Raw genomic sequence first — 23,494 nt, 5'->3', positions numbered from 1 at the left:
GTCATCGAGCGGATGCGTGTTTGATCTGGAGAATGAGACTCCTTTTGGGTGGCTAACTGTCAGACGGCTTGCCAGAACCTGTGACAAAGGTCCGCGCAAAGCACGGATTGGGTGGTTATGGCTAGCCTTCTGACGACTTGCCACTCGATCGAGTCGCGCCGGCGGCAGCGCCCGCTTTGACCCCACCGTCCTTGCCCGCGGACGGGGCCTCAAAGGACTCCAACGCCTCCAGGACATCCTGGACACGGGAGATCTCGGCGTTGATGTCCTCGCGCCGGCGGACCAGCACCTCCAGCTCGCGCTTGCCCTCCTCGACCGCGGCCCGCGCCTCGCGGATGGCCTCGGCCTTGATCTCCGTCGCCTCCGCGATGAGCGAGCTCTTCTTCTGCTCGGCCTCCTTGAGGAGCCCCTCGGCCTTCTTGACCGCGGCGATACGGACCTTGCTCGCCTCGGAGTTGGCCTCCGACACCAGGTCCTTCGCCTTCGCCTCGGCCTCGGCGAGCTGGCCCTCGGCGGCTCGCACCAGCGCGTCGCAGCGCTCGCCGGCCGTCTTCATCGTCTCGGCCGACTCGCGCCTGGCCCGCTCGTGCAGTTCCTCGATCTCGGTGGTGATGCGGTCGCGCAGCTCCTCCGCCCGCTCCCTTATGGCGGTCGCGTCCCGGCGCGCGCCGACCAGCAGCTCGTCCGCGTCCGCACGGGACCGCTCCACCAGGGTGTTGCCCTCGACGGTCGCCTCGGAGACCAGCCGCTCGGCCTCGTTGCGTGCCGCGCCCACCATCGTGTCGGCCTGCGACTCGGCGTCCGCCGTGGTCTTCTGCGCGCTCTGCTGCGCCTCGGCGAGCAGCTTGTCCGCCTCGGACGCCGTCTCCGAGATGAGGGTGTCGACCTGCTCGGCCGCCTCGGAGCGCCGCTTGTTGGCCTCCCGGCGCGCCGCGTCCAGCGTCCGGTCGGCCTCCTCGCGGGCGCCGGACGTGAGCCGCTCGGCCTCGGCCGCCGCCTCGGCCATGACCCGCTCGGACTCGCTGCGGATCCGCTCGGCGTGCTGCTGCGCGGAACCGACCGTCTCGGCGGCCTCGGCGCGCAGCCGCTCCGCGTCCCCGGTCGCGTCCGAGACCAGCCGCTCGGCCTTGGCCACGGACTCCGCGCGTACGCGCTCGGCCTCGGCGTTCGTCTCGTTCGTCAGCCGCTCCGCCTCGGAGCGTGCCTCGTTGATGAGTGTGTCGACCTGCGTGGCCGCGTCCGAACGGATCCGGTTCGCGTCCTCCCGGGCCTCGGCACGGCTGCGCGAAGCGTCCTGCTCGGCGTTCGCGATGGTGTCGGAGGCCTCGGCGCGCACCCGCTGGGCGTGCTCGGCGGCTTCCGACCGCAGCCGCTCGGACTCGGCGATCGCCTCCGAAACCGTGCGCTCCGCCAGAGACTTGGCGGCGTCCGTCTCCTCGGCCGCCTCGCGCCGGATTCGGCTCGCGTCCTCGGAGGCCCGCTCCCGCTCCGCGTACGCGTCGGCGCGGACCCGGTCCGCCTCCTCCTGCGCCTCGGTCCTGGTCCGGTCCGCCGCGTGCTCGGCGGCACTGCGCAGGCCGGTGATCTCCTCCTGGGCCTGCTCGTGCAGCCCCGCCACGGCATCGCGGACCTGCTGCGCGGTCTGTTCGGCGCTGGAGACCATCTCGCTCGCGCGCCGGTCGGCCTCCTCGACCAGCCGTACGGCCTCGGCCTGGGCCTCGTCGACACGGTTGCGCGCGGAGGCGAGGAGCTCCTCGCTCTGCTCGCGGGCCCGCTCACGCTCCTGGTCGGCCTCCTGGCGCGCGGAACCGAGAAGCTCCTCGGCCTCGCGGCGGCGCCGGGCGGCCTCCTCCTGGGCGGCGGCCAGCGTCTCCGCGCCCTCGGTGGCCAGCCGCTCGGCCGCGGCCTGGGCCTCCGTGCGTACCCGGTCGGCGCTGTCCTGGGCCTCCGACTTCAGCCGCTCGGCTTCCGCCGCGGCCTCCGACCGCAGTCGTACGGCGATGTTCTCGCCCTCGGCGCGCGACGCGGAGGCGTCCGCGGCGGCCTCGTTGCGCAGCCGGTCCGCCTCCGCCTCGGCCTGCGCCTGGAGCGTACGGATCCGCTCGGCGGCCTCCGAACGCAGCCGGTCGCTCTCCTCGGCGGCCTCGCGGCGGATCCGCTCGGCGTCCGCCCGTGCGTCGCTCAGCGCCTGCTCGGCCGAGGCGAGGCGCTGCTCGGCCTCGGTGTGCAGCCGGGTCAGCTCCTCGGCGGCCTCCGTCCGACGGGCCGCTATGGCGCGCTCGGTCTCCTCGCGCAGCGTCTCGGCGGCCCGCTCGGCCTCCGCCTTGATCGTGTCGGAGAGCTCGACGGCCTCCTCGCGGTTGCGCTCGGCCTCCTTGCGCGTGCGCTCCAGGGTCTCCTCGGCCTGGCGGCGCAGCGTCGTGGCGCGCTCGATGGCCTCGGTGCGCACCCGCTCGCTGTCGCTGGTGGCCGTGTTCCGCAGCTCGTCCGCGTCCGCCTTGGCCTTCGCGAGCAGCTCTTCGGCGGTCTTGGCCGCCTCCTCGATCTGCTGGACGGCCTCGCGCCGGGCCTCGGAGCGGATCCGCTCGCCCTCGGCGTTGGCGTCGGAGCGCAGCTGCTCGGCCTCGCCGCGCAGCCGGCGCGCCTCCTCCTGCAGCTCGACCGTCTTGGCGCGGTACTCCTTGGTGTCGTCCTTCGCCGTGCCCTTGAGCTGCTCGGCGATGTCGTGCGCCTCGGCACGCAGCCGGTCCGCCTCGGACTCCGCCTCGGTGCGGATCCGCTCGGCCTCCTCGGCCGCCGCCTTCCTGGTCGCCTTGGCGTCCTCGGACGCCTTGTTCAGGACGTCCTCGGCGGTACGGGCCGCCTTGGAGAGCTGGGAGGCGGTCTCCTCGGCGGTGAGGCTGCGCGCGGTCTCCTCGGCCTCCGCGACGATCTTCTCGGCCTTGGCCTTGGCATCCGCGACCGCCTGCTCGGCGTCGGACTTGGTGGTCTCGGCCTCCTTGGTGGCCTCGCTGACCAGCCGGGCGACCTGTTCCTTCGCCGTCCGCGTGCGCTGCTCGTTCGCCGACTCGGCGCTCGCCAGGGCCTTGGCCGCGGCCTCCTTCGCCTCGGCGACGACCTTGTCCGCCTCGGTCCGCGCCTCGCGCAGCGCCGCCTCGGCCTCCGACATGCGCTGCTCGGCGGCCCGGCTCAGCTCGGTGGCCTGGCGACGGGCGGTGTCCGACTCGTTCGCCGTGGAGCTGCGCAGCTGCTCGGCGTGGTCGGTGGCCTCCTGGGCCTGCGTCGACGCGGCGTTCAGCAGCCGCTCGGCGTCGGTACGGGCCCGGCGCAGCAGCGCCTCGGCCTCCGCGCGGGCCGACTCGGCGTCGTTCGTCAGCCGCTGGCGGGCCTCGGCGGCGATCCGCTCGGCCTCCGCGCGGGCGGCACTCAGCGCTTGGTCCGCCTCCGCGCGCGACTCGTCCAGGAGCCGGCGGGCCTGCTGCTCGCTGCGGGCGCGCAGCTGCTCGGCCCACGCCACGTTCTCGTTGACGTGCGACTCGACGGTCTGACGGCGCTCGGCCAGCTCCTGATCGAGCTGCTGGCGGCGCGCGACCGCCTCCTGGTGCAGCTCCGCCTGCAACCGGGCGGCCTGCTCGGCGTGCTCCTGGAGGATGCGCTGCGTCTGAGCCCGGGCCTGGCTCATCTCGCGCTCGGCGTCGGCGCGCAGCTGATCGGCCTGGATCTGGGCATTACGGAGCAACTGCTCGGCCTGATAGCCGAGGTCGCCGCCGCTGTCGTAGGCAGGCCGGGTCGCCAGACTGCGGCGCGCCTCGTGCAGCTTGGCGCGCAGCACCTCGACCTGATAGCCGAGGTCCTCGGCGTGCTGGACGGCCTTCTCCCGCTCGGTCTTCAGCCGTTCCATCTCGGCCTCGAACCGAGAGAGGTGGTCGACGTCAGCCGCCGGCTCTCGCTCCTGGCGTTCGTAGCCCCGCACTGCGCGGTCCCATCCGTCCCCTGGTCGCAAGTCTCTCCAAACGAACCCCGTCCATCCGCCGAACGGGGCCCCCGGGGAATGGTGTCAGATCAACAGCGGAGCACGGGCTGTCGCCCCGACGCTCGTCCCCCGAAACCTGGACCCCGGCCCTTGACCACGCCGTCCTCAGAACGGCATGACCTCAGGGCCCGTCGCCGGACAGGCCCTGGGCCGCCCCGAAATGGCAGCGGCCGCCCCCAACCCTACCGGCCCAGATATACGGAGGTCAGTGCTCAGGTGACTCAACAGCCGCCGAAGTGACCAGTTCTGTCAGGACACCATGGCAATCCTTTGGGTGAAGGAACGTGATTCGTGACCCCATGGAGCCGCGTCGAGGCTCCTCGTAGAGGACTCGTACGCCTTTGTCCCGGATATCGGCGGCATCGGCGTCGACGTCCGCCGTGCCGAACGCGATGTGATGGACACCTTCGCCGTTCTTCGCCAACCACTTCCCGACGGCCGAGTCCTCGCGGGTCGGCTCCAGGAGCTGGAGGTAGGAGGCGCCGCCGTCGGACGTCTCATTGATCTTGAGCATGGCTTCGCGTACGCCCTGCTCCTCGTTGACCTCGGAGTGGAAGACCTCGAAGCCGTACGTCGCCCGGTAGAACTCGACAGTCGCGTCGAGGTCGAAGCAGGCGATACCGATGTGGTCGATTCGCGTCAGCATGGAGTCAGTGCAGCGCTCATACGGCGGTTACGCAACGTGCGCGCGATCACACTGACTGCCGGATGACGGGTGGCCTACCGCTCAGTACATTCAAGTAAACCCTCGTTCACTCCTCGGCTGTGCAGCCGGTAAGGGGATCGCACCTCATGTCTGGAACGAACAGCAGTACCTCGGTGATCGTCGCGGGCGCCCGAACGCCCATGGGACGGTTGCTGGGCTCGCTGAAGTCCTTCTCCGGGGCCGACCTCGGCGGCTTCGCGATCAAGGCCGCCCTCGACCGTGCGGGGATCGGCGGCGACCAGGTGCAGTACGTGATCATGGGCCAGGTGCTGCAGGCCGGGGCGGGGCAGATCCCGGCACGCCAGGCCGCGGTCAAGGCGGGCATCCCGATGAGCGTCCCGGCGCTCACGATCAACAAGGTGTGTCTGTCCGGTCTCGACGCCATCGCGCTCGCGGACCAGCTGATCCGCGCGGGTGAATTCGACATCGTGGTCGCGGGCGGCCAGGAGTCCATGACGAACGCGCCCCACCTGCTCCCCAAGTCCCGTGAGGGCTTCAAGTACGGCGCGATCGAGATGCTCGACGCGATGGCGTACGACGGTCTCACCGACGCCTTCGAGAACATCGCCATGGGCGAGTCGACGGAGAAGCACAACACACGCCTGGGCATCGCCCGCCCGGAGCAGGACGAGATCGCGGCCCTCTCGCACCAGCGCGCGGCCACCGCCCAGAAGAACGGCATCTTCGAGGCGGAGATCACGCCCGTGGAGATTCCGCAGCGCAAGGGCGAGCCCGTCGTCTTCAGCAAGGACGAGGGCATCCGCGCCGAGACCACGGTGGAGTCGCTGGCCAAGCTGCGCCCCGCCTTCACCCGGGACGGCACGATCACGGCGGGCACCTCCTCGCAGATCTCCGACGGCGCCGCGGCCGTGGTCGTGATGAGCAAGACCAAGGCGCAGGAGCTCGGCCTCCAGTGGATCGCCGAGATCGGGGCGCACGGGAACGTCGCGGGTCCGGACAACTCGCTCCAGTCCCAGCCCTCGAACGCGATCCTGCACGCCCTGAAGAAGGAGGGCCTCGACGTCTCCGACCTCGACCTGATCGAGATCAACGAGGCGTTCGCCGCGGTCGCGGTGCAGTCAATGAAGGACCTCGGCGTGTCCACGGAAAAGGTGAACGTCAACGGTGGTGCCATCGCCCTCGGTCACCCGATCGGGATGTCCGGCGCCCGCCTCGTGCTGCACCTCGCCCTGGAGCTCAAGCGGCGCGGCGGCGGGGTCGGCGCGGCGGCGCTCTGCGGTGGCGGTGGACAGGGTGACGCGCTGATCGTGCGGGTACCCAAGGCCTGAAGCCGTTGTCTCTTTCCGTACGACCCTGGTGTGCACGACTCTGAACGACCTCGGTGCGTACGACTCTGAACGGATCTGAACGGAGCTGTGATGCAGGACGTCTCCTCGCTGGTGGCCCAGGCCAGGGAAGGCAGGCCGCGGGCCGTGGCCCGGCTGATCTCCCTGGTGGAGGGGGCGTCCCCGCAGTTGCGCGAGGTCATGGCGGCGCTGGCCCCGCTGACCGGCAACGCGTACGTCGTCGGGCTCACCGGCTCTCCGGGCGTGGGCAAGTCGACCTCGACCTCGGCGCTGGTGACGGCGTACCGGCGGCAGGGCAAGCGGGTCGGTGTCCTGGCCGTCGACCCGTCCTCGCCGTTCTCCGGAGGCGCCCTGCTCGGCGACCGTGTCCGCATGTCCGAGCATGCCTCCGACCCCGGCGTCTACATCCGCTCGATGGCCACGCGAGGCCATCTGGGTGGTCTCGCCTGGGCGGCCCCCCAGGCCATCCGCGTCCTGGACGCGGCGGGCTGTGACGTGATCCTGGTGGAGACGGTCGGTGTGGGTCAGTCGGAGGTGGAGATCGCCTCCCAGGCGGACACCTCGGTGGTCCTGCTCGCCCCCGGCATGGGCGACGGCATCCAGGCGGCGAAGGCCGGAATCCTGGAGATCGGCGACGTGTACGTCGTGAACAAGGCCGACCGGGACGGCGCCGACGCGACCGCGCGCGAGCTGAACCACATGCTCGGGCTTGGCGAGTCCCGAAGTGCCGGGGACTGGCGGCCGCCGATCGTCAAGACGGTCGCGGCGCGGGGCGAGGGCATCGACGAGGTCGTCGAGGCCCTGGAGAAGCACCACGCCTGGATGGAGGAGCACGGTGTCCTCGCCGAGCGGCGCCTCGCGCGGGCGTCGCAGGAGGTCGAGACGATCGCCGTCACGGCGCTGCGCCAGCGCATCGGTGACCTTCATGGTGACCGGCGTCTCAGTGCGCTCGCGGAGCGGATCGTGGCGGGGGAGCTGGATCCCTACCGGGCGGCGGACTCGTTGGTGGAGGGCCTGACAGAGGCCTGAGCCGGGGGTTGCTCGCCCCCTCCGCCCCTACCCGTCCCATCCCTGGAGGCTCCGCCCCCAGCCCCCCGGGCGGGTTCCCCGCCTGCGGCCCGGCGGGAGCTGCTCGCGCAGTTCCCCGCGCCCCTTGAACGGGGCTTCGCCCCGAATCCCGCCTGCCCGTTTTCGTTTGGCTGCGGGCGGGTGGGGCTGGTCGCGCAGTTCCTCGCGCCCCCAGGGGTGGGGCTTCGCCCCGAATCCCGCCTGCCCGTTTTCGTTTGGCTGCGGGCCGGTGGGGGCTGGTCGCGCAGTTCCTCGCGCCCCCAGGGGTGGGGCTGCGCCCCGCATCCCTCGCCCACCCGAAGTTGTTCTGCTGCGGGCCGGTGGGGGTTGGTCGCGCAGTTCCCCGCGCCCCTTGAACGGGGCTTCGCCCCGAATCCCGCCTGCCCGTTTTCGTTTGGCTGCGGGCCGTTCCCCGCGCCCCTTCAGCCTGTCCGGCGTTTGAGGACGAGCCCCTTGGGCGATGTGGGGGTCCGGGGGCGGAGCCCCTGGGGATGGGACGGGTAGGGGCGGCGGGGGCGAGGACACGCGTACCTGTCAACTCCCGGCGCCTGCTGTTACGTTAAGGCGCATGTTCCTCCTCTTGGCATAGGGCCCGCCCAGGCCCGCGACGGCCCCCGGTGGCTGCACCGTCGCGGCACTCAGGCGACCCCTGCCCGCCTCCCAGTCGAGGAACCCCAACATGTCTGCGCCCGCGCCGCGGCCCTCGTACGCCGCGTTCTTCCGCATCCCCCACACCCGCCACACCTTCACCGCCGCCCTCATCGGCAGACTCTCGTACGGCATGGTCTCGCTGGCCATGATGCTCAGCGTGACCGAGGCCACCGGCTCGTACGCCGCCGCCGGCACGGCCATGGCACTGTTCGGCACGACGAGCGTGCTCCTGTCGCCCGCGAGGGCGGCCCTGATCGACCGCCACGGCCCCCGCCGCGCCCTCATCCCGATGGCCTCGCTCTACGCCACCCTGCTCGCGACCCTCGCGACAGCGGCCTGGCGGCCCGGAACACCCGCACCCGCCCTCGGCGCCCTCGCCGTCACCGCGGGCGCCTGCACGCCACCCCTCGGCCCCACGGTGCGCGCCCTGTGGGGCGAGGTCATCGAGGACAAACGGGTCCTGCAGCGGGCGTACAGCCTGGACGGCATCGCCGAGGAGATCCTCTTCGTCTCGGGTCCGCTGCTGGTCGGCGCGGTCGTCCAGTTCGCACCCCCGGCCGCCGCGCTCGCGCTCTGCGCCCTGCTGGTGTGGACCGGAACCCTCGCCCTCGTCCTGTCGCCGGCCGTGGCGGGCGTACGTCCGGCCGTCACAGAGCCCGCCGCACGCTCAGGGCACCGTTTCCGCGACGGGCGCGCGCTCCTGCAGCCCGTCGTCGTCGCGGCGGGTGTCGGCCTGTCCGTGGGAGCCGTCGACCTTCTGGTGATGGCCTACGCCACACGGCACCAGCACGGGAACGACGTGGTGGCCTGGGTGCTTGCCGCACTCTCGCTGGGCAGCGCCCTGGGCGGCATCTTGAACGGCGCCGTCGACTGGCGTACGCCCGCCCGGGTGCGGCTGCCGCTGCTGGCGGGCGGCCTGGGCCTCGCCCTGGCGGCCGCCGGCCTCGCTCCCGGCCTCGGCACCCTGACCGTCGCCGTGGCCTGCGCCGGTTTCTTCGTCGCCCCGGCCCTCACGACGTCGTACCTGATCGCCGACGAGGCGGCCCCGCCGGGCCGCCGTACCCAGGCCGGAGCCTGGGTCAACACCGCGGTGAACGCCGGAAGCGCGGCCGGCACCGCGGGAGCGGGCCTCCTGGTGGGCCACCTGCCCCTGGGCCTGTGCTTCGCCCTGTCGGGGACGGTGGCGGTGGCGGCGGGACTTCTCTTCGTGCGCCAGGCGGACCCGCGCCCCAGAGGGGCGCGGGGAACGGCGCGACCAGCCACGGACTACCCGCAGTGACAGGCAATCCGCGGCTACGGCCGGCCCGCACTCACCGAGCCGCTACGGCTTACCCCGCTGCCCCCGCAAATGCTCCGCGATCGGCCGCAGCGACTTGTGCAACTCCTCCAGGGCCTCCGGGGACAGCAGATCCATGAAGTGCTTGCGCACGGACGCCACGTGGTGCGGGGCGACCTTCTTCATCGTCTCCATGCCGTGTTCGGTGAGGACGGCGAACAGTCCCCGGCGGTCGGACTCGCAGTTCTCGCGCCGTACCAGGTCCGCGTTCTCCATGCGGGTGATCTGGTGCGAGAGCCGGCTCTTGGACTGGAGGGTGGCGGCCGCGAGGTCGCTCATCCGCAGCCGGAAGCCCTCCGACTCGGAGAGGTTCACCAGGATCTCGTAGTCGTTCATCGTCAGCCCGAATGGCTGCAGATCCCTTTCGAGCTGGTACGTCAACAGCCTGTTGACCTCCAGGTGGGTGCGCCAGGCGCACTGCTCCGCATCGGTCAGCCAGCGCGTGGCCGTCTCGGTCTCCATGAATCAAGTCTACCTAAAATGTTGAAAGGCGAACTAGTGAGGGTGGTGTGACTACGCGCACGCGTTCGACGTCACACTCCGCAGACTACCGCTCACAGACCGAAGCGACGCTGGAGGTCTCCGAGCTGTCCGGGAAGACGCGGTGTGCCGGCTTGCTGACCGTGCTGTCCCTGGTGACCGGGTACCCCGCCGCCGCCGGGTACGCCCGGCTCATGCGGAACGGCCCCCGTGGCCTGCTCGGCCATGAGGACCTCCGTGGACTGCAGCAGGACCGTGCCGGCCCCTACGAACTCGAACTGATGCTCCTCTCCGGAGGCCCCGCCGAGGCCTGTCAGTGCACGTAGACCGCCCATCAGGCCTGTCATGTACCCGTGGTCGTAGTGATGGCACGGGGACGGGCAGTCGGCCCAGCCGACAAGCGCTTGCGGATCCACCCGGATGGGAGGCTCCATGAACACCACCGGACCGTTAGAGGCCGCTACGAACTTGCCGGTTCCGATCAACGTCAAAAAGCCCGGCACGATCGATTGCTTGAGCGCGAGACTTGGCTGAAAAGCGAGCAGGTTGCCAGAGCGAATGGTCAGGTTGCCGTCGTCCAAGTCATACGAATTCACGTCGAAGGCCCGGTCGGCGAGGAGCATCTTGCCCGAGCCCTCCGCCACCACCCAGTCGCTTGCGTGCAGAGGCGAATGGAAAGATGTGCGCACGAGACGGTCCAGTCGGCCGTGCCCGATGCCGTTGAAATCCATCGACCCGTAGTAGGCGATCATCTTGCCCTTCTGCAGGAACCACTGGCTCCCCTTGAGCTCCACGCAGAAGGTGTACTTGTTCACGTTGTCGTCGACCGGCAGGGTCATCGGGTCGTAGATCACCGGGCCGCCCGGAGTTCCGTACGCGCTCACAGCTTCTCCTCCGAGGCCTGGACGTACACCGCACCACTGCCGCTCAGCTCCAGCTGGAACGCCTCGCCCGAGCCGCGGCCCACCATGTCGCGCCAGCCGAGCGCCGTGGACAGCTTGTTGCGTACGTCACCGTGGTGCGCCACGTACGCCTGGGGGTCGACATGGACGGGGCGCGGGGGCGAGATGGGGACCTCGATCACGCCCCCGTGGGCCATCACGGCCACCGCGCCGTGCCCCTTGAGGGTGGTCGTGAAGAGTCCCTGGCCCGTCACCTGGCCGCGGACCATGCCCATGACCCCGCCCTGCGAGCCGAGGAACATCGTGCCCTGCTGGAGGGTGCCGTCGAAGGCCAGCAGCCGGTCCGCCTCGACGTACAGGGTGTCGCCCGAGAGGTTGATCACCTGGATGTGATGGCCGCCGTGCCCGAAGAAGACCGTGCCGCTGCCCTCGACGGTCATCAGCGGGGTGGCCTCGTTGGCGACCCGGCGGCCGATCATCGACATGATCCCGCCCTGGCCGCCCTGGACGTTGGGCGTGAAGGAGACCTCGCCCTTGTAGGCGAGCATCGCGCCGCGCTGACTGAACAGGCGCTGGCCGGGCAGGACCGTCGCCTCGATCATCTTGGAGTTCACTTCGCGGAACGGCATGTCACAGGTCCCCCGCGATCGTGTTGCGCTCACTGGGCTGTACGTAGACCAGTCCGTCGCCCTCGAAGCGGATCTGGAAGGCCTCACCGCCGCCCTCGCCCATGAGCGTGCGGAATGTCACGCCGGCCTGGAAGGACTGCCGGACATTGCCCTGGTGCGCGATGTACGCCCCCGGGTCGACCGTCAGCGGGTACTGGGAGCTGACCCGCAGCACCACCGCCGGGCCGTCGGACGTGATGGCCGCCTGGCCGTGGCCCTCGACGGTGGTCGTGAACAGCCCGTTGCCCTGGGAGGCGCCTCTGAGGCCCGTGAAGGACGTGCCCGTCCGCAGGCCCGCGTCGGTCGCGAGCAGGTTGCTCGACTCGACGTACAGCTTGTCCCCCTGGAGGTTCACCAGGTTGATCTCGGAGGCCCGGTCCGCGAACCAGCAGGTCCCTTGCCCCTTCACCTCCATCACCGTCATCTGCTCACCGGTGATGCGCCGGGTCACCATCCCGCGGATCCCCTCCCCACCCCCGCTCAGCTTCTTGAACGCCATCTGACCGTCGTACGCGACCATCGAGCCGTTCTTCGCCTTCACGGCGTCCCCGGTCATGTCGACGGCCAGCACCTTGCTGCCTTGAAGTCGGAACATCGCCACGTGGTGAAGGTAGCGGCAGGTTGGGGAACGCGGACAGGGCCCACGGGTGGATCTCATCCCTGAGCGGACCCTTAGGGGCCAAGCGGACATCCCCGCCCCGCACCCCGGGGCGGTGGTGCCCCGGCTCGGGTGCCACAATGGTGGACGCTTGTGCTTACGTTCACAAAGCGGCTCCCCGCCGAAAGCGAATCTCCCACCGAAGGTGACCCGTGGACATAAAGACCGCCACCGCCCTCCGCCGCCTCCGCCTGGTCTCGGCCCCCGAGGCCGTCTCCTTCCTGCTGCTGCTTCTCTGCTCGGTGCTGAAGCGGACCACGGACTTCAACGGGGTGCCCGTCATGGGTTCCATCCACGGTGTCCTCTTCGTCCTGTACGTGATCTTCTGGGCGGACGCCTGGAGCCGCACCAAGTGGGGGAAGAAGACGGCGGCCCTCTACTTCGTCCTCTCCGTGCTGCCCACCGGCGGCTTCTTCGCCGAGCGCAAGCTCCGGCGCGAGACCGAGGACGCGGTCATCGCCTCCCGTGCCCGCCGCGAGGGAGTCGTGAAGTCCTCATGATCGTCGCCTTCTCCGTGACGCCCCTGGGTGTCGGCGAGGACGTGGGGGAGTACGTCGCCGACGCCGTCCGGGTCGTCCGTGAATCGGGGCTGCCGAACCGCACCGACGCCATGTTCACCTCCATCGAAGGGGAGTGGGACGAGGTGATGGACGTGGTCAAGCGCGCCGTCGCCGTCGTCGAGGCACGGGCGCCGCGCGTCTCCGTCGTCCTGAAGGCGGACATCCGTCCTGGGGTGACGGACGGCCTGACCTCCAAGGTGGAGACCGTGGAGCGGCACCTGTCCGCGTAGGCCTTCGGCGAGAAGACCCGAAACCCCGGTCCTGTGGGCCGGGGTTTTTCGCGCCCGACTGTTTGAGCGATCGCTCAAACCCCGGTAATCTCAGGCGTGTTCGATTGAGCGATCGCTCAAAAGTGGTCACTGATCTGGGGGTTCGGTAAATGGGGCTCTACGTAGAGACACATGTACGAGGCGATCTCGACGACTTGTGGGCACGGACGCAGGACCCCGCGCAGCACCAGCGCTGGGACCTGAGGTTCACCTCCATCGACTACCTCCCGCGCGTCGAGGGCGAGCCGCAGCGCTTCCGGTACGCCGCCCGGGTGCTGCCCTTCCTGACCGTCGCCGGGACGGGCAACTGCGCCGGGGAGAAGGAGCGCCCCGACGGCACCCGCACCTCCGCCCTGCGCTTCGCCTCCCCGCACCCGCTCTCCCTCCTCGCCGAGGGCAGCGGCTACTGGCGCTACGTCCCCGACGCCGACGGCGTCCGCTTCCTCACCGGGTACGACTACCGCCCGCGCTGGGGCCGCTTCGGGGCCGCGGCCGACCGGCTCCTCTTCCGCCCCCTCATCGGCTGGGCCACGGCCTGGTCCTTCGACCGGCTGCGGATCTGGCTGGAGCGGGGCATCGCGCCGGAGAGGGCACTGCGCCACTGGCTCGCCGAGTGCGCCGTGCGCGGCTTCGTCCTGCTGGCCGCCTGCTCGGGCACGGTGTACGGCGCACTCGTGGACGCGGCGGGCCCGCTGGCGCCGCTCGCCCTCTACTCGACCCCCGTACTGGCCGTCGTCGCCGCCCTCCTGGCCCTCTTCGCACCCCCGCTGCCCGGCACCCCGGCCGCCCGCCGCTGCCTGCGCACCCCGATCGCGCGGGTCAGCGCCCCGCGCGTCCTCGCCACCCTGGAGCAGCGGTGACACCTTCCATCTTCCGCACCGCGATGGGCGCCGACTTCGACCGCCTCCACCCCGAGCTGCGGCGGCGCTTCTCCGTGGGCCTGGCCGGCGGCGAGGCGTGCACCGGCCACGGCGCCATGGACCGCGTCTGGCACGGGAGGGGCTTCGTGAAGCCGTTCCTGGCCTTCGGCGGCACCCGCAACATCCTCGTCCCGCGTGCGGGCCGGAACGTCCCCTTCATGATCGAGAATGTGCCCTACGCCGACACCTTCGGCCGTGAGACGGTGAGTTTCGTGCGCACCTTCGACCTGCCCGGCCGTTCCCGCCGCTTCGACGCCCAGATGGTGCTGAGCCCCAAGGGCGACCGCGTCCTCGACTACCTCGGCACGCATCAGCACCTCGCCAGCGACCTGCACTTCCGTGCCGAGCCCGACGGTTCCCTGCTGATCCGCTCCGGCGAACACCGCTTCCGGGAGGGCCCGGTGGACGTCCGCGTCCCCGAACTCATCGGCGCCGACGCCGAGGTACGCGAGTCCTTCGACGACTCCACGGGCCGCTTCCACATCCGGGTCCGTGTCGTGAACCGCCGCTTCGGTCCGCTCTTCGGTTACGAGGGCAGCTTCCGGGCGACGTACACCGACGTCCGTACCCGCGGGGTCCGGCCCGGGCTGCGGCCCGTCCGCGAGGAGGCGCGCGCGTGAGCGAGGCGACCCGGGCGAAACTGCTGGAGGGCGCCCTGCGGACGCTCACCGAGCAGGGGATCGCGAAGACCTCGGCCCGTACGATCGCGGCGACCGCCGGGGTCAACCAGGCCCTCGTCTTCTACCACTTCGGATCCGTGGACGAGTTGCTGTCGGCCGCGGTCCGGTACGGGGCGAAGCAGCGGGTCGCGAACTACCGGGAACGGCTGGCCGAGGTCGGATCGCTGGCGGAACTCCTCGCGTTCGGGCGGGAGATGCACGAGGTGGAGCGGGCCGAAGGGCATGTCGCCGTCCTGGGGCAGCTCCTCGCCGGGGCGCAGACGGACGCGCGTCTCGCCCCCGCGACCTCGGCGGGGCTGGAACTGTGGATCACCGAGATCGAGCGGGTCCTGGTCCGGGTCCTCGCGCCGACCCCGCTCGGCGAGTTCGCCGATCCGGCCGGGCTGGCGCGTGCCGTCGCCGCGTCCTTCGTCGGCATCGAGCTGTACGAGGGGGTCGACCCGGAGGGTTCCCGGGCCGCCCTCGACGCCCTGGAACAACTGGCCGCCCTGGTCACCGCCCTCGACACCCTCGGCCCGGTCGCCCAACGAGCCATCCGCCACCACCTGCGCCGCACCACGCGCGGCTGACCGGGGCGACGCGGAGCGGCCTATGTCTCCGCACCCGACGCCAGCGCCGTCCCCAGGGGAGTGCGTTCGTACAGGACCTGGTGGCCGTACCGGCGTGAGGTGAGCAGGCCTCCGGCGCGCAGGACCGTGAGGTGGGCGGAGACGGACGACGGGGCGAGGCGGAGGCGGTGGGCGAGGGCTGTTGTGGTGGCGGGTTCGTCCAGGGCCGTGAGGACGGTGGCCCTGCCCCGTCCGAGGAGTCGCACGAGGGCGTCGGGCGGGCGCGGGGGCGCTCGGCACCGTCTGCTGCGTACTGCTGGCGGTGGAGGCGCGGCGTACGGAAGGGGCCGCGACCCCCGTCGCAGAGGGGGCCGGGACCGAAAGGCGAGACGGGGCTGACCAGCATATGACCGGCGGGTAAGGTCTTATGCCGTGCCGAAGCCGCTCAGCCTTGCCTTCGATCCCATCGCCCGCGCCGACGAACTCTGGAAGCAGCGCTGGGGATCCGTGCCGTCCATGGCCGCGATCACCTCGATCATGCGCGCGCACCAGATCCTGCTCGCCGAGGTCGACGCGGTCGTCAAGCCGTACGGACTCACCTTCGCGCGCTACGAGGCACTGGTCCTGCTCACCTTCTCCAAGGCCGGCGAGCTCCCGATGTCCAAGATCGGCGAGCGCCTCATGGTGCACCCGACCTCCGTCACGAACACCGTGGACCGGCTGGTGAAGTCCGGGCTCGTCGACAAGCGGCCCAACCCCAACGACGGGCGCGGCACGCTCGCCTCCATCACCGAGAAGGGCCGTGAGGTCTGCGACGCGGCGACCCGCGACCTGATGGCGATGGACTTCGGGCTCGGGGCCTACGACTCGGAGGAGTGCGCGGAGATCTTCGCGATGCTGCGGCCCCTGCGCATCGCCGCGAGCGACTTCGACGAGGAGTAGAGGAGGGGCAGGGGAACGGGGGAGCAGCAGAGGCGCGCCGGGGTGGGGGTGCTCGTAGATCGCGCAAATGGGGTCGTTACGCTCATCCCCATGAAGAAGAGCGTGCTGACCCGCTACCGCGTGATGGCCTACGTCACCGGTGTGCTGCTGGTCCTGCTGACCCTCGGTGTGATCGCCAAGTACGTGCTCGACATGAACGGTGCCGTGGACTTCACCCGCGTCGTCGCCATCGCGCACGGCTGGCTGTACGTCGTCTACCTGGTCTTCGCCTTCGACCTGGGCTCCAAGGCGAAGTGGCCGGTCGGCAAGCAGCTGTGGGTGCTGCTCGCGGGGACCATTCCGACGGCCGCGTTCTTCGTGGAGCGGAAGATCACCCAGGAGCTGGAGTCGAAGGTCGCGGAGGACTCTCCCGCGGTCGTCAAGGCGTAGCCCTTACCGTCACACTCTTACCGCCACGGGAGTGGTCCGTGGCGGTTTGCCATCGACATTTACTAGGACGTCCTAGTAAATTCGAAGCATGGACGCTGACGCCATCGAAGAGGGCCGCCAACGCTGGCAGGCCCGGTACGACACCTCGCGCAAGCGTGAGGCCGACTTCACCACGCTCTCCGGCGATCCCGTGGAGCCGGTGTACGGGCCACGGCCGGGGGACAGGTACGACGGCTTCGAGCGGATCGGCTGGCCCGGCGAGTACCCCTTCACCCGCGGGCTCTACCCGACCGGCTACCGAGGGCGTACGTGGACGATCCGCCAGTTCGCCGGGTTCGGGAACGCGGAGCAGACGAACGAGCGCTACAAGATGATCCTCGCCGCGGGCGGCGGCGGACTGTCGGTCGCCTTCGACATGCCGACGCTCATGGGGCGCGACTCCGACGACCCGCGCTCCCTCGGCGAGGTCGGGCACTGCGGGGTCGCGATCGACTCGGCGGCCGACATGGAGGTCCTGTTCAAGGACATCCCGCTGGGTGACGTCACGACGTCGATGACGATCAGCGGACCGGCCGTACCCGTTTTCTGCATGTACCTGGTCGCGGCGGAACGGCAGGGCATCGACCCGTCCGTCCTGAACGGCACCCTCCAGACCGACATCTTCAAGGAGTACATCGCCCAGAAGGAGTGGCTCTTCCAGCCCGAGCCGCACCTGCGCCTCATCGGCGACCTGATGGAGCACTGCGCCGCGAAGATCCCCGCGTACAAGCCGCTGTCCGTCTCCGGCTACCACATCCGGGAGGCCGGCTCCACGGCCGCGCAGGAGCTGGCGTACACGCTGGCGGACGGGTTCGGCTACGTCGAGCTGGGGCTCTCGCGCGGCCTGGACGTGGACGTCTTCGCCCCCGGTCTCTCCTTCTTCTTCGACGCGCACCTCGACTTCTTCGAGGAGATCGCCAAGTTCCGGGCGGCGCGGCGGATCTGGGCGCGGTGGATGCGGGACGTGTACGGGGCGAAGTCCGACAAGGCGCAGTGGCTGCGCTTCCACACGCAGACCGCGGGTGTCTCGCTGACGGCGCAGCAGCCGTACAACAACGTCGTCCGTACGGCTGTGGAGGCGCTCGCGGCCGTTCTCGGCGGTACGAACTCCCTCCACACCAACGCGCTGGACGAGACGCTCGCGCTGCCGTCCGAGCAGGCCGCGGAGATCGCCCTGCGGACGCAGCAGGTGCTGATGGAGGAGACCGGCGTCGCCAACGTCGCCGACCCGCTGGGCGGTTCCTGGTACGTCGAGCAGCTCACCGACCGGATCGAGGCCGACGCGGAGAAGATCTTCGAGCAGATCAGGGAACGGGGGCTGCGGGCGCATCCCGACGGGCAGCACCCGATCGGTCCCATCACCTCCGGCATCCTTCGGGGTATCGAGGACGGCTGGTTCACCGGGGAGATCGCCGAGTCGGCGTTCCAGTACCAGCGGGCCTTGGAGAAGGGTGACAAGCGGGTGGTGGGGGTCAATGTCCACCATGGGTCGGTCACCGGGGATCTGGAGATCCTGCGTGTCAGTCACGAGGTGGAGCGGGAGCAGGTACGGGAGTTGGGGGTGCGGCGGGACGGGCGCGACGACGCGCGCGTACGGGCCTCGCTGGACGCGATGCTTGCCGCTGCGCGGGACGGGTCGAACATGATCGTGCCCATGCTGGATGCGGTGCGGGCCGAGGCTACGCTCGGCGAGATCTGTGACGTGCTTCGGGACGAGTGGGGCGTGTACACGGAACCGGCGGGCTTCTGACCCCTCGGGGCTGCGCCCCGGATCCCCCGTCCGGTGGTGCTTTGGCTGCGGGTCGCCGGGGGCTGGTCGCGCAGTTCCCCGCGCCCCTTGGGTCGGGGCTGCGCCCCGGATCCCCCGTTCGGTGGTGCTTTGGCTGCGGGCTGGTGGGGGCTGGTCGCGCAGTTCCCCGCGTCCCTGAGGGGGCGGGGCTGTGCCCCGGATTTCCGTCTGGGTGGAGTCCTTTGGCTGCGGGGCGGGTCAGGGCGTGGGGGGCATGCCTGTCAGGCCCAGGAGGAGGACCTGGGTGAACGCGCGGACCCACTCCTCGTCCGCCGGCTCCGCGCTGACGAGAGTGCGATGCACCACCGCCCCCGCGACCACGTCGAAGATGAGGTCCGCCGTACGCGCGGCGACCTCGGGGTCGGACTCCGGAGGGAGCTCGCCGCGCGCGGTGGCCCGGGCCCGCCCCTCCACGACCAGCCGCTTCTGGCGGTCGACGATGGACGTGCGGATACGTTCGCGCAGCGGCTCGTCACGGGTCGACTCGGCCACGACCGCCATCAGGGCCGTCGCGGTCTCGGGACGGTTCAGGAGCGCCGCGAACTGAAGCACCACGCCCTCGATGTCGGCGGCGAGGCTCCCGCGGTCGGGGAGTTCCAGTTCGTCGAAGAGGACGGCCACCGCGTCGACCACGAGCTCGTTCTTGCCCGCCCAGCGACGATAGAGGGTCGTCTTGGCGACCCCGGCCCGGGTCGCCACGTCCCCCAACGTCAGCTTGGACCAGCCCAGTTCGACCAGCGCCGCCCGCGTAGCCGTCAGGATCGCGGCGTCCGCGGCAGCGCTGCGCGGGCGTCCCGTGCGGGAGGTGGTGGTGCGACTCTGCATGTCAGGACCATATCCGCCGTCCCGGGCGGTCAAATCAGGCGGTTGTGTGAAGTCGTGAGGGAGATCACCGGGGTATGGCGGACAGGGGAGCCGCGGGACAGTTACGCTACGAGCCGTAGCGAAAGCTCGTACACGGTGACTCGTGGACGGGTGACAACCACTGGCGCCGGGTGGGGACCCGGTGCCCGACAGCACGGATCGAGTCGGGTCGCGTCGTAAAGCGGCCCGGCTTTCACAACGCTTTTCACACGTGCGCGAGGAAGGGGGAGGATGTACTCATGCAGCCACGGAACATGTCCATGAGCGGAGTCGTCGACCTCGCCGCGGTGAAGGCGGCCCAGGAGGCCAAGGCGAAGGCGGAGCAGGCGCGCGCCGAAGCGGCCAGGCAGGGCGGCGGAGGCGGGGCCGTGTCTCCCGCCGGCCTCGTCATCGATGTCGACGAGGCGGGATTCGAGCGCGATGTCCTTCAGCGGTCCACCGAGGTCCCGGTCGTCATCGACTTCTGGGCCGAGTGGTGCGAGCCCTGCAAGCAACTGAGCCCGGTGCTCGAACGGCTGGCCGTCGAGTACAACGGGCGGTTCGTCCTTGCCAAGGTCGACGTCGACGCCAACCAGATGTTGATGCAGCAGTTCGGGATCCAGGGGATCCCGGCCGTGTTCGCCGTCGTGGCGGGGCAGGCGCTGCCGCTCTTCCAGGGTGCGGCCCCAGAGGCGCAGATCCGGGGGACCCTCGACCAGCTCGTCGAGGTCGCCGAGCAGCGCTTCGGCCTGACCGGCCTGACCGTCGACCCCGACGCCGAGCCCGACAGCGCCCCGGTGGCGCACGAGGTGCCGGCGGGGCCCTACGACGCGCTCCTGGAGGCCGCCGTGCAGGCCCTGGACGCGGGTGACTTCGGCGGTGCCGTACAGGCGTACAAGAACGTGCTGAGCGACGACCCGGGCAACACGGAGGCCAGGCTCGGCCTCGCGCAGGCCGAGTTGCTGCAGCGCGTGCAGGGCGCCGACCCGCTCCAGGTGCGCAAGGACGCCGCCGAGAAGCCCAAGGACGTACCGGCGCAGATCGCGGCCGCGGACCTCGACCTGGTGGGCGGGCACGTGGAAGACGCGTTCGGGCGGCTCATCGACACGGTGCGGCGCACGGCGGGCGACGACCGGGATGCCGTACGGCTGAGGCTGTTGGAGCTCTTCGAGGTCGTGGGTGGCGACGATCCGCGGGTGATCGCGGCGCGCCGTGCGCTGGCGAGGGCCCTGTTCTGATCGGCTCCCGGACCGGGTTCCTCCCGGTGTGCTGACCTGTTCCTAAACGCCGGGGCATGTGATGCCCAGGTGAAAGATTTGCCGAGAGAGCGGCAGGTGGCCGCGCTTTACCAAAACTTGGTAAACGCGGCCGCTGTTACTGGGAGTAAGTCGGGGGCGTTGATCTGTCGGATTCTGTCCATGGATCAACTGTTTTGACGTCCCCCTTGACGCCACCCAGAGTTGTCGACCGATACCGCCGGGTCGTTGTTCGGTTATCCGGCCGTTACTAGCCAGTAACGAACCCCCTTGTGCGGGCGGCGAGAATGCACCACGATCGGCGACGCTCGGTCCATTCCCCCTACCCCGACAACCAATCGGGTCAAGGGTTTTTCTGGGTCCCCACCGAGTAGGGGCGGCGGCAGTGGCGCCGGCCCTTGGACAGGGGGGTCTCTGCCGTTCGGCGGAGCCTGTCCAGCAGGTTGTGCGTGATGTGTGTCAGGCGCGACCAGTGGTTGTCGCTCGGGGGTGATCGCCGGTGATGTCGAGCGCACGTTCGACGAGTACGGGCGCTCTCCTTCCCGAGGACGTAGCACTTCTCCCATCCCTGCCCGGCTGAGCCGCCGACATGGGGCAGTCAGGGCCAGGAGATGTACGTCCGAGAAGGAGGAAATATGGAGTCCCAGGTGCGTGGCGGGACCAGATGGAAGCGGTTCGCGGTCGTGATGGTGCCCAGCGTGGCCGCCACGGCAGCTATAGGTGTCGCCCTCGCGCAGGGCGCTCTCGCCGCGTCGTTCAGTGTGTCGGGTCAGTCGTTCAAGGTGACGGCGGACGCGCTCCACGGAGAAGGCTTCTCGCAGTACGGAGCCATCGACTCGGGGTACACCCTCGACGGTCAGAAGACGGCTCACCCCGTCGCGGTCTCGGCGTTCAAGTCCGCGTCGATCACCAACATGTGCCAGTCCGTGGTCACCCCGAACATCCCGCTGCTCGGATCGGTCAGTCTGGTCCTGAAGGCGGGCGGCGGTGGCACGCCGGTCCAGGCCGAGAACCTGTACATCGACGTCGAGGACCTGCAGGCTGACGCGACGTTCCACAACATCGACATCGGTGTTGCGGCCAAGGACGCCAGCAAGGGTCCGGGCATCAGCAAGGGCGACCAGACGAACCCGTACGGATTCGCCCAGCAGGCCGACTCGGCCGACTTGACCGATGTGAAGCAGACGGCGTGGGCGACCACCGCCGGTACGTTCAAGCTCAGCGGCCTGAAGATGTCGCTGTCCAAGGGCGTCAAGGAGTGCTACTAGGCACTCCAGGGGCGGGCGGGGGAGCCGGCAGCTGCCCCGCCCGCCCCACCCTTTCCCGCAGTACGTGAACTTCTCAAGCGCGTACGTCTCACAGTAAAGCCGTTCCAGGGAGCCGTTTCCATGAGCGCCGAGTCACCCGGGCAGAGCGAGCACTATCTCCAAGTCTTCCGGCGGAACTTCCGTACCTGGAGGGGCGATCGCCCGTTCTGGGCCGGCTTGTTCATCCTGCTCGGCGGCTTCCCCATCGCCTACTTCCCGTACGCGAACCTCCAGATCGGCCATCTGACGCTGGCGATGTCCACCACCGCCGGCGCCGGCTCCCTGATCATCGGCGTGCTGCTCTGGGTCCTGGGCATCAGTCTCTGGTTCCAGAAGCACGTACGGACCTTCGCCGGGGTCGCGGCGATCCTGCTCGCGCTGGTCTCCATCCCGGTGTCCAACCTCGGTGGCTTTCTCATCGGCTTCCTCTTCGCCATGACCGGCGGCGCGATGGCGGTCTCCTGGGTTCCTGGTGAGCCCGGCGAGGAACAGGGTGTGCCGGCGCACAAGAGTGAGGGCGGCGCCCCGGACGCCCCCGACACCACCCCGAACACCCCGCACCTGCCGCAGAGCCCGGAGGCCCCGGGCATCCAGCACGGTGCCGACAGCGCGGGCCCCGCGGTCGCCGACGAGTCGGGCGAGCCGAGGGACCTGTCAGGAATGAGCTCCGCCTACGGGGCGAACGGGAGGCACAGTGCCGGCTGACGAGGTGATCCGCGGGACCGAGGTGGACGAGTCCCGGGTGAGAACCGGGCCGCGCCACGCGGCCCCGAGGAAGCCGCTGTTCACCAGGTTCCACGTGCCCGCGGGCAAGGCCGTCGCCATCGCGGCGATGCCGACCGCGGTCCTCATGGGGATGGGGTTCACGCCGACACTCGCGCAGGCCGACGACCACTCGCCCGCCAAGAGCCTGACGGCCGACGAGTACCAGAAGTGCGTCGAGGCCGTGGACGGCAAGGACACGTCGGCCGGCCCGACCCCCTCCGCCTCGGCGTCCTCCTCTTCCTCGGCGAGCGCCTCCGCGTCCGCCGACAAGCCGGAGTCGACCCCCTCGGCCAGCGCGTCCTCGTCGCCGGACAAGACCTCTTCGTCGGATTCAGGTTCCGACGACAAGGCCGGGTCCACGCCGGCGCCGTCCGCGAGCAAGTCGGCGCAGAGCAGCGGCGCCGGCAGCACGTCGACGGCGAGCCCGTCGGCGTCCGCGAGCAGCGGGGGCGACCTGCTGGGCACCATCGGCGACGCGGTCACCGGCATCCTCACCGGCGGCAGCGACTCCAAGTCGAGTGCCACCGCGAGCCCCACGCCGTCGGCCTCCGCGTCCGCCTCGGCGAGCGCGACCAAGGACACCGGCGACAAGACCACGTCCGACACGGTCAAGGACACCACCGGCAAGGTCGCCGACACGGTCAAGAACACCGTGAAGGACACGACCGACACCGCGACCAAGGCGGCCGAGGACACCACCAAGGCGCTCAAGGACGCGACCGACGCGGTCACCTCGTCCCCCAGCCCGTCCGCGAGCTCCACCACCAGCGCGGCGGACTGCCCGGTCGCCACCGACGCCGAGGGCGGCGTCGACAACCCGGTGACCCTGCCCGACGACCCCTGGTACCTGAACGCCAGTTCGCTGCTCCTCAAGGGCGCGGACTACCAGGGCATCGTGAAGGTGAAGACCGCCAACGGCACGGTCAAGAAGGTCCTGAAGTACGTCATCTCCGACGGCACCGACATCGGCGACCTGCACCAGACGGTGAACGACAAGCAGTCCGGCAAGACGTACCACGTGCAGGCGGGCAGCGGTACGACGTCCACCATCCGTGACGGCAAGACGGTGATGTACACCGAAAGCATCTCCGGCAACCTGCTCGGCCTGATCCCGATCACGTTCAGTCCGGACAACCCGCCGCCGCTGAACATACCGCTGATCTACTTCACCAAGGTGAAGGTCGTACAGGCCGGCCAGTTCGGCGGCACGCTGACCATACCCGGGCTGCACCAGTACGTGACCGGCTGACGGCCGGTCACGACCAAGACCCGTCCGGGAGCCGCACACAGGACTGTGGCCCGGTTCCTCCGCTCACGCGGAGAGCCGGGCCACAGTTC

The 23,494-nt window shown here is 70.3% G+C and carries 22 protein-coding genes and 1 pseudogene; 15 read left to right on the top strand and 8 right to left on the bottom strand.

Annotation, left to right across the window (positions count from 1 at the left end):
• Positions 1-121: 121 nt before the first annotated feature.
• Positions 122-3,973, bottom strand: a complete 3,852-nt coding sequence (gene scy / locus ACIQTP_RS40810; protein ID WP_403409646.1) for a polarized growth protein Scy — start codon at positions 3,971-3,973, stop codon at positions 122-124.
• 265 nt (positions 3,974-4,238) lie between these two features.
• On the bottom strand, positions 4,239-4,679 hold the full coding sequence (gene mce / locus ACIQTP_RS40805) for a methylmalonyl-CoA epimerase (protein WP_402035871.1): 441 nt from the start codon (positions 4,677-4,679) through the stop codon (positions 4,239-4,241).
• Between the two features lie 146 nt (positions 4,680-4,825).
• On the opposite strand from mce, the gene ACIQTP_RS40800 reads away from it, so the two are divergent.
• The 3 genes from ACIQTP_RS40800 (at position 4,826) to ACIQTP_RS40790 (ending at position 9,044) form a co-directional block, all read left to right on the top strand.
• Complete coding sequence (locus tag ACIQTP_RS40800) at positions 4,826-6,028, top strand: acetyl-CoA C-acetyltransferase (RefSeq protein ID WP_099920628.1); 1,203 nt, start codon at positions 4,826-4,828, stop codon at positions 6,026-6,028.
• Positions 6,029-6,118: 90 nt separating this feature from the next.
• Positions 6,119-7,075: a methylmalonyl Co-A mutase-associated GTPase MeaB gene (meaB, locus tag ACIQTP_RS40795; RefSeq protein ID WP_402035875.1), complete on the top strand. Its 957-nt coding sequence runs from the start codon at positions 6,119-6,121 to the stop codon at positions 7,073-7,075.
• 718 nt (positions 7,076-7,793) lie between these two features.
• Positions 7,794-9,044, top strand: coding sequence for an MFS transporter (locus ACIQTP_RS40790; protein ID WP_403409641.1), 1,251 nt, complete (start codon positions 7,794-7,796; stop codon positions 9,042-9,044).
• Between the two features lie 42 nt (positions 9,045-9,086).
• Here the strand turns inward: ACIQTP_RS40790 and ACIQTP_RS40785 are convergent, their stop codons facing one another.
• The 4 genes from ACIQTP_RS40785 to ACIQTP_RS40770 all read right to left on the bottom strand — a co-directional run bounded on the left by ACIQTP_RS40785 (position 9,087) and on the right by ACIQTP_RS40770 (position 11,746).
• Complete coding sequence (locus ACIQTP_RS40785; protein ID WP_402035881.1) at positions 9,087-9,563, bottom strand: MarR family winged helix-turn-helix transcriptional regulator; 477 nt, start codon at positions 9,561-9,563, stop codon at positions 9,087-9,089.
• Positions 9,564-9,655: 92 nt separating this feature from the next.
• On the bottom strand, positions 9,656-10,465 hold the full coding sequence (locus tag ACIQTP_RS40780) for an AIM24 family protein (RefSeq protein WP_403409637.1): 810 nt from the start codon (positions 10,463-10,465) through the stop codon (positions 9,656-9,658).
• Positions 10,462-11,112, bottom strand: a complete 651-nt coding sequence (locus ACIQTP_RS40775; RefSeq protein ID WP_403409634.1) for an AIM24 family protein — start codon at positions 11,110-11,112, stop codon at positions 10,462-10,464. Before ACIQTP_RS40775 ends, ACIQTP_RS40780 begins: the two co-directional genes overlap by 4 nt.
• Before the next feature lies 1 nt (position 11,113).
• Positions 11,114-11,746, bottom strand: a complete 633-nt coding sequence (locus ACIQTP_RS40770) for an AIM24 family protein (RefSeq protein WP_402035885.1) — start codon at positions 11,744-11,746, stop codon at positions 11,114-11,116.
• Between the two features lie 215 nt (positions 11,747-11,961).
• Here ACIQTP_RS40770 and ACIQTP_RS40765 point away from each other — a divergent pair, with 215 nt between their 5' ends.
• The 5 genes from ACIQTP_RS40765 (at position 11,962) to ACIQTP_RS40745 (ending at position 14,807) form a co-directional block, all read left to right on the top strand.
• Positions 11,962-12,309 carry a DUF3817 domain-containing protein gene (locus ACIQTP_RS40765; protein ID WP_403409631.1) on the top strand — a complete coding sequence of 116 codons (348 nt, stop codon included), beginning with the start codon at positions 11,962-11,964 and terminating at the stop codon, positions 12,307-12,309.
• Positions 12,306-12,599: an MTH1187 family thiamine-binding protein gene (locus ACIQTP_RS40760; RefSeq protein WP_030823850.1), complete on the top strand. Its 294-nt coding sequence runs from the start codon at positions 12,306-12,308 to the stop codon at positions 12,597-12,599. The genes ACIQTP_RS40765 and ACIQTP_RS40760 overlap by 4 nt, the downstream gene beginning before the upstream one ends.
• Positions 12,600-12,748: 149 nt before the next feature.
• Entirely contained in the window at positions 12,749-13,498 is a 750-nt protein-coding gene (locus ACIQTP_RS40755; RefSeq protein WP_403409628.1) for a hypothetical protein, read from the top strand.
• Between the two features lie 23 nt (positions 13,499-13,521).
• Positions 13,522-14,178 (top strand): DUF4166 domain-containing protein, encoded by a 657-nt coding sequence (locus ACIQTP_RS40750; protein ID WP_403409822.1) that lies wholly within the window; start codon positions 13,522-13,524, stop codon positions 14,176-14,178.
• Positions 14,175-14,807 carry a TetR/AcrR family transcriptional regulator gene (locus ACIQTP_RS40745; RefSeq protein WP_403409625.1) on the top strand — a complete coding sequence of 211 codons (633 nt, stop codon included), beginning with the start codon at positions 14,175-14,177 and terminating at the stop codon, positions 14,805-14,807. The genes ACIQTP_RS40750 and ACIQTP_RS40745 overlap by 4 nt, the downstream gene beginning before the upstream one ends.
• 20 nt (positions 14,808-14,827) lie before the next feature.
• On the opposite strand, the pseudogene ACIQTP_RS40740 reads toward ACIQTP_RS40745, so the two are convergent.
• Positions 14,828-15,064: pseudogene (locus tag ACIQTP_RS40740) on the bottom strand (ArsR/SmtB family transcription factor); the annotation flags it as partial.
• Between the two features lie 154 nt (positions 15,065-15,218).
• Here ACIQTP_RS40740 and ACIQTP_RS40735 point away from each other — a divergent pair.
• The 3 genes from ACIQTP_RS40735 to ACIQTP_RS40725 all read left to right on the top strand — a co-directional run bounded on the left by ACIQTP_RS40735 (position 15,219) and on the right by ACIQTP_RS40725 (position 17,946).
• A complete protein-coding gene (locus ACIQTP_RS40735; protein WP_095852549.1) occupies positions 15,219-15,728 on the top strand; it encodes a MarR family winged helix-turn-helix transcriptional regulator in 510 nt (169 codons plus the stop codon).
• Positions 15,729-15,818: 90 nt separating this feature from the next.
• A complete protein-coding gene (locus ACIQTP_RS40730; RefSeq protein WP_067369146.1) occupies positions 15,819-16,157 on the top strand; it encodes a DUF3817 domain-containing protein in 339 nt (112 codons plus the stop codon).
• A gap of 88 nt (positions 16,158-16,245) precedes the next feature.
• Complete coding sequence (locus ACIQTP_RS40725; protein ID WP_403409621.1) at positions 16,246-17,946, top strand: methylmalonyl-CoA mutase; 1,701 nt, start codon at positions 16,246-16,248, stop codon at positions 17,944-17,946.
• A 237-nt stretch (positions 17,947-18,183) separates the two neighbouring features.
• Here the strand turns inward: ACIQTP_RS40725 and ACIQTP_RS40720 are convergent, their stop codons facing one another.
• Positions 18,184-18,810 carry a TetR/AcrR family transcriptional regulator gene (locus ACIQTP_RS40720; RefSeq protein ID WP_403409618.1) on the bottom strand — a complete coding sequence of 209 codons (627 nt, stop codon included), beginning with the start codon at positions 18,808-18,810 and terminating at the stop codon, positions 18,184-18,186.
• 278 nt (positions 18,811-19,088) lie between these two features.
• Here ACIQTP_RS40720 and ACIQTP_RS40715 point away from each other — a divergent pair, with 278 nt between their 5' ends.
• The 4 genes from ACIQTP_RS40715 (at position 19,089) to ACIQTP_RS40700 (ending at position 23,405) form a co-directional block, all read left to right on the top strand.
• On the top strand, positions 19,089-20,066 hold the full coding sequence (locus tag ACIQTP_RS40715; RefSeq protein ID WP_403409615.1) for a tetratricopeptide repeat protein: 978 nt from the start codon (positions 19,089-19,091) through the stop codon (positions 20,064-20,066).
• 653 nt (positions 20,067-20,719) lie between these two features.
• The gene (locus ACIQTP_RS40710) at positions 20,720-21,352 is read left to right on the top strand and encodes a DUF6230 family protein (RefSeq protein WP_402035907.1); all 633 of its coding nucleotides are present in this window, start codon (positions 20,720-20,722) and stop codon (positions 21,350-21,352) included.
• Positions 21,353-21,472: 120 nt separating this feature from the next.
• Complete coding sequence (locus tag ACIQTP_RS40705) at positions 21,473-22,096, top strand: DUF6114 domain-containing protein (RefSeq protein WP_403409611.1); 624 nt, start codon at positions 21,473-21,475, stop codon at positions 22,094-22,096.
• Complete coding sequence (locus ACIQTP_RS40700; protein ID WP_403409608.1) at positions 22,086-23,405, top strand: hypothetical protein; 1,320 nt, start codon at positions 22,086-22,088, stop codon at positions 23,403-23,405. The genes ACIQTP_RS40705 and ACIQTP_RS40700 overlap by 11 nt, the downstream gene beginning before the upstream one ends.
• The last annotated feature ends 89 nt before the right edge of the window (positions 23,406-23,494 follow it).

The sequence above is a fragment of the Streptomyces sp. NPDC090798 genome (assembly GCF_044768965.1).
GTDB lineage: Bacteria > Actinomycetota > Actinomycetes > Streptomycetales > Streptomycetaceae > Streptomyces.
Note: the sequence above shows the minus strand (reverse complement) of the source record. Positions and strands in the feature narration are given on the sequence as shown.

What these genes read in the sequence shown, in the direction of transcription:
- ACIQTP_RS40750 (WP_403409822.1), top strand. Translation starts at nt 13,522, where the DNA reads ATGGGCGCCGACTTCGACCGCCTCCACCCCGAGCTGCGGCGGCGCTTC.
- ACIQTP_RS40785 (WP_402035881.1), bottom strand. Translation starts at nt 9,563, where the DNA reads ATGGAGACCGAGACGGCCACGCGCTGGCTGACCGATGCGGAGCAGTGC.
- ACIQTP_RS40710 (WP_402035907.1), top strand. Translation starts at nt 20,720, where the DNA reads ATGGAGTCCCAGGTGCGTGGCGGGACCAGATGGAAGCGGTTCGCGGTC.
- ACIQTP_RS40775 (WP_403409634.1), bottom strand. Translation starts at nt 11,112, where the DNA reads ATGCCGTTCCGCGAAGTGAACTCCAAGATGATCGAGGCGACGGTCCTG.
- ACIQTP_RS40790 (WP_403409641.1), top strand. Translation starts at nt 7,794, where the DNA reads ATGTCTGCGCCCGCGCCGCGGCCCTCGTACGCCGCGTTCTTCCGCATC.
- ACIQTP_RS40705 (WP_403409611.1), top strand. Translation starts at nt 21,473, where the DNA reads ATGAGCGCCGAGTCACCCGGGCAGAGCGAGCACTATCTCCAAGTCTTC.
- ACIQTP_RS40725 (WP_403409621.1), top strand. Translation starts at nt 16,246, where the DNA reads ATGGACGCTGACGCCATCGAAGAGGGCCGCCAACGCTGGCAGGCCCGG.
- ACIQTP_RS40800 (WP_099920628.1), top strand. Translation starts at nt 4,826, where the DNA reads ATGTCTGGAACGAACAGCAGTACCTCGGTGATCGTCGCGGGCGCCCGA.
- mce (WP_402035871.1), bottom strand. Translation starts at nt 4,679, where the DNA reads ATGCTGACGCGAATCGACCACATCGGTATCGCCTGCTTCGACCTCGAC.
- ACIQTP_RS40720 (WP_403409618.1), bottom strand. Translation starts at nt 18,810, where the DNA reads ATGCAGAGTCGCACCACCACCTCCCGCACGGGACGCCCGCGCAGCGCT.
- meaB (WP_402035875.1), top strand. Translation starts at nt 6,119, where the DNA reads ATGCAGGACGTCTCCTCGCTGGTGGCCCAGGCCAGGGAAGGCAGGCCG.
- ACIQTP_RS40730 (WP_067369146.1), top strand. Translation starts at nt 15,819, where the DNA reads ATGAAGAAGAGCGTGCTGACCCGCTACCGCGTGATGGCCTACGTCACC.
- ACIQTP_RS40760 (WP_030823850.1), top strand. Translation starts at nt 12,306, where the DNA reads ATGATCGTCGCCTTCTCCGTGACGCCCCTGGGTGTCGGCGAGGACGTG.
- ACIQTP_RS40715 (WP_403409615.1), top strand. Translation starts at nt 19,089, where the DNA reads ATGCAGCCACGGAACATGTCCATGAGCGGAGTCGTCGACCTCGCCGCG.
- ACIQTP_RS40770 (WP_402035885.1), bottom strand. Translation starts at nt 11,746, where the DNA reads ATGTTCCGACTTCAAGGCAGCAAGGTGCTGGCCGTCGACATGACCGGG.
- ACIQTP_RS40755 (WP_403409628.1), top strand. Translation starts at nt 12,749, where the DNA reads ATGGGGCTCTACGTAGAGACACATGTACGAGGCGATCTCGACGACTTG.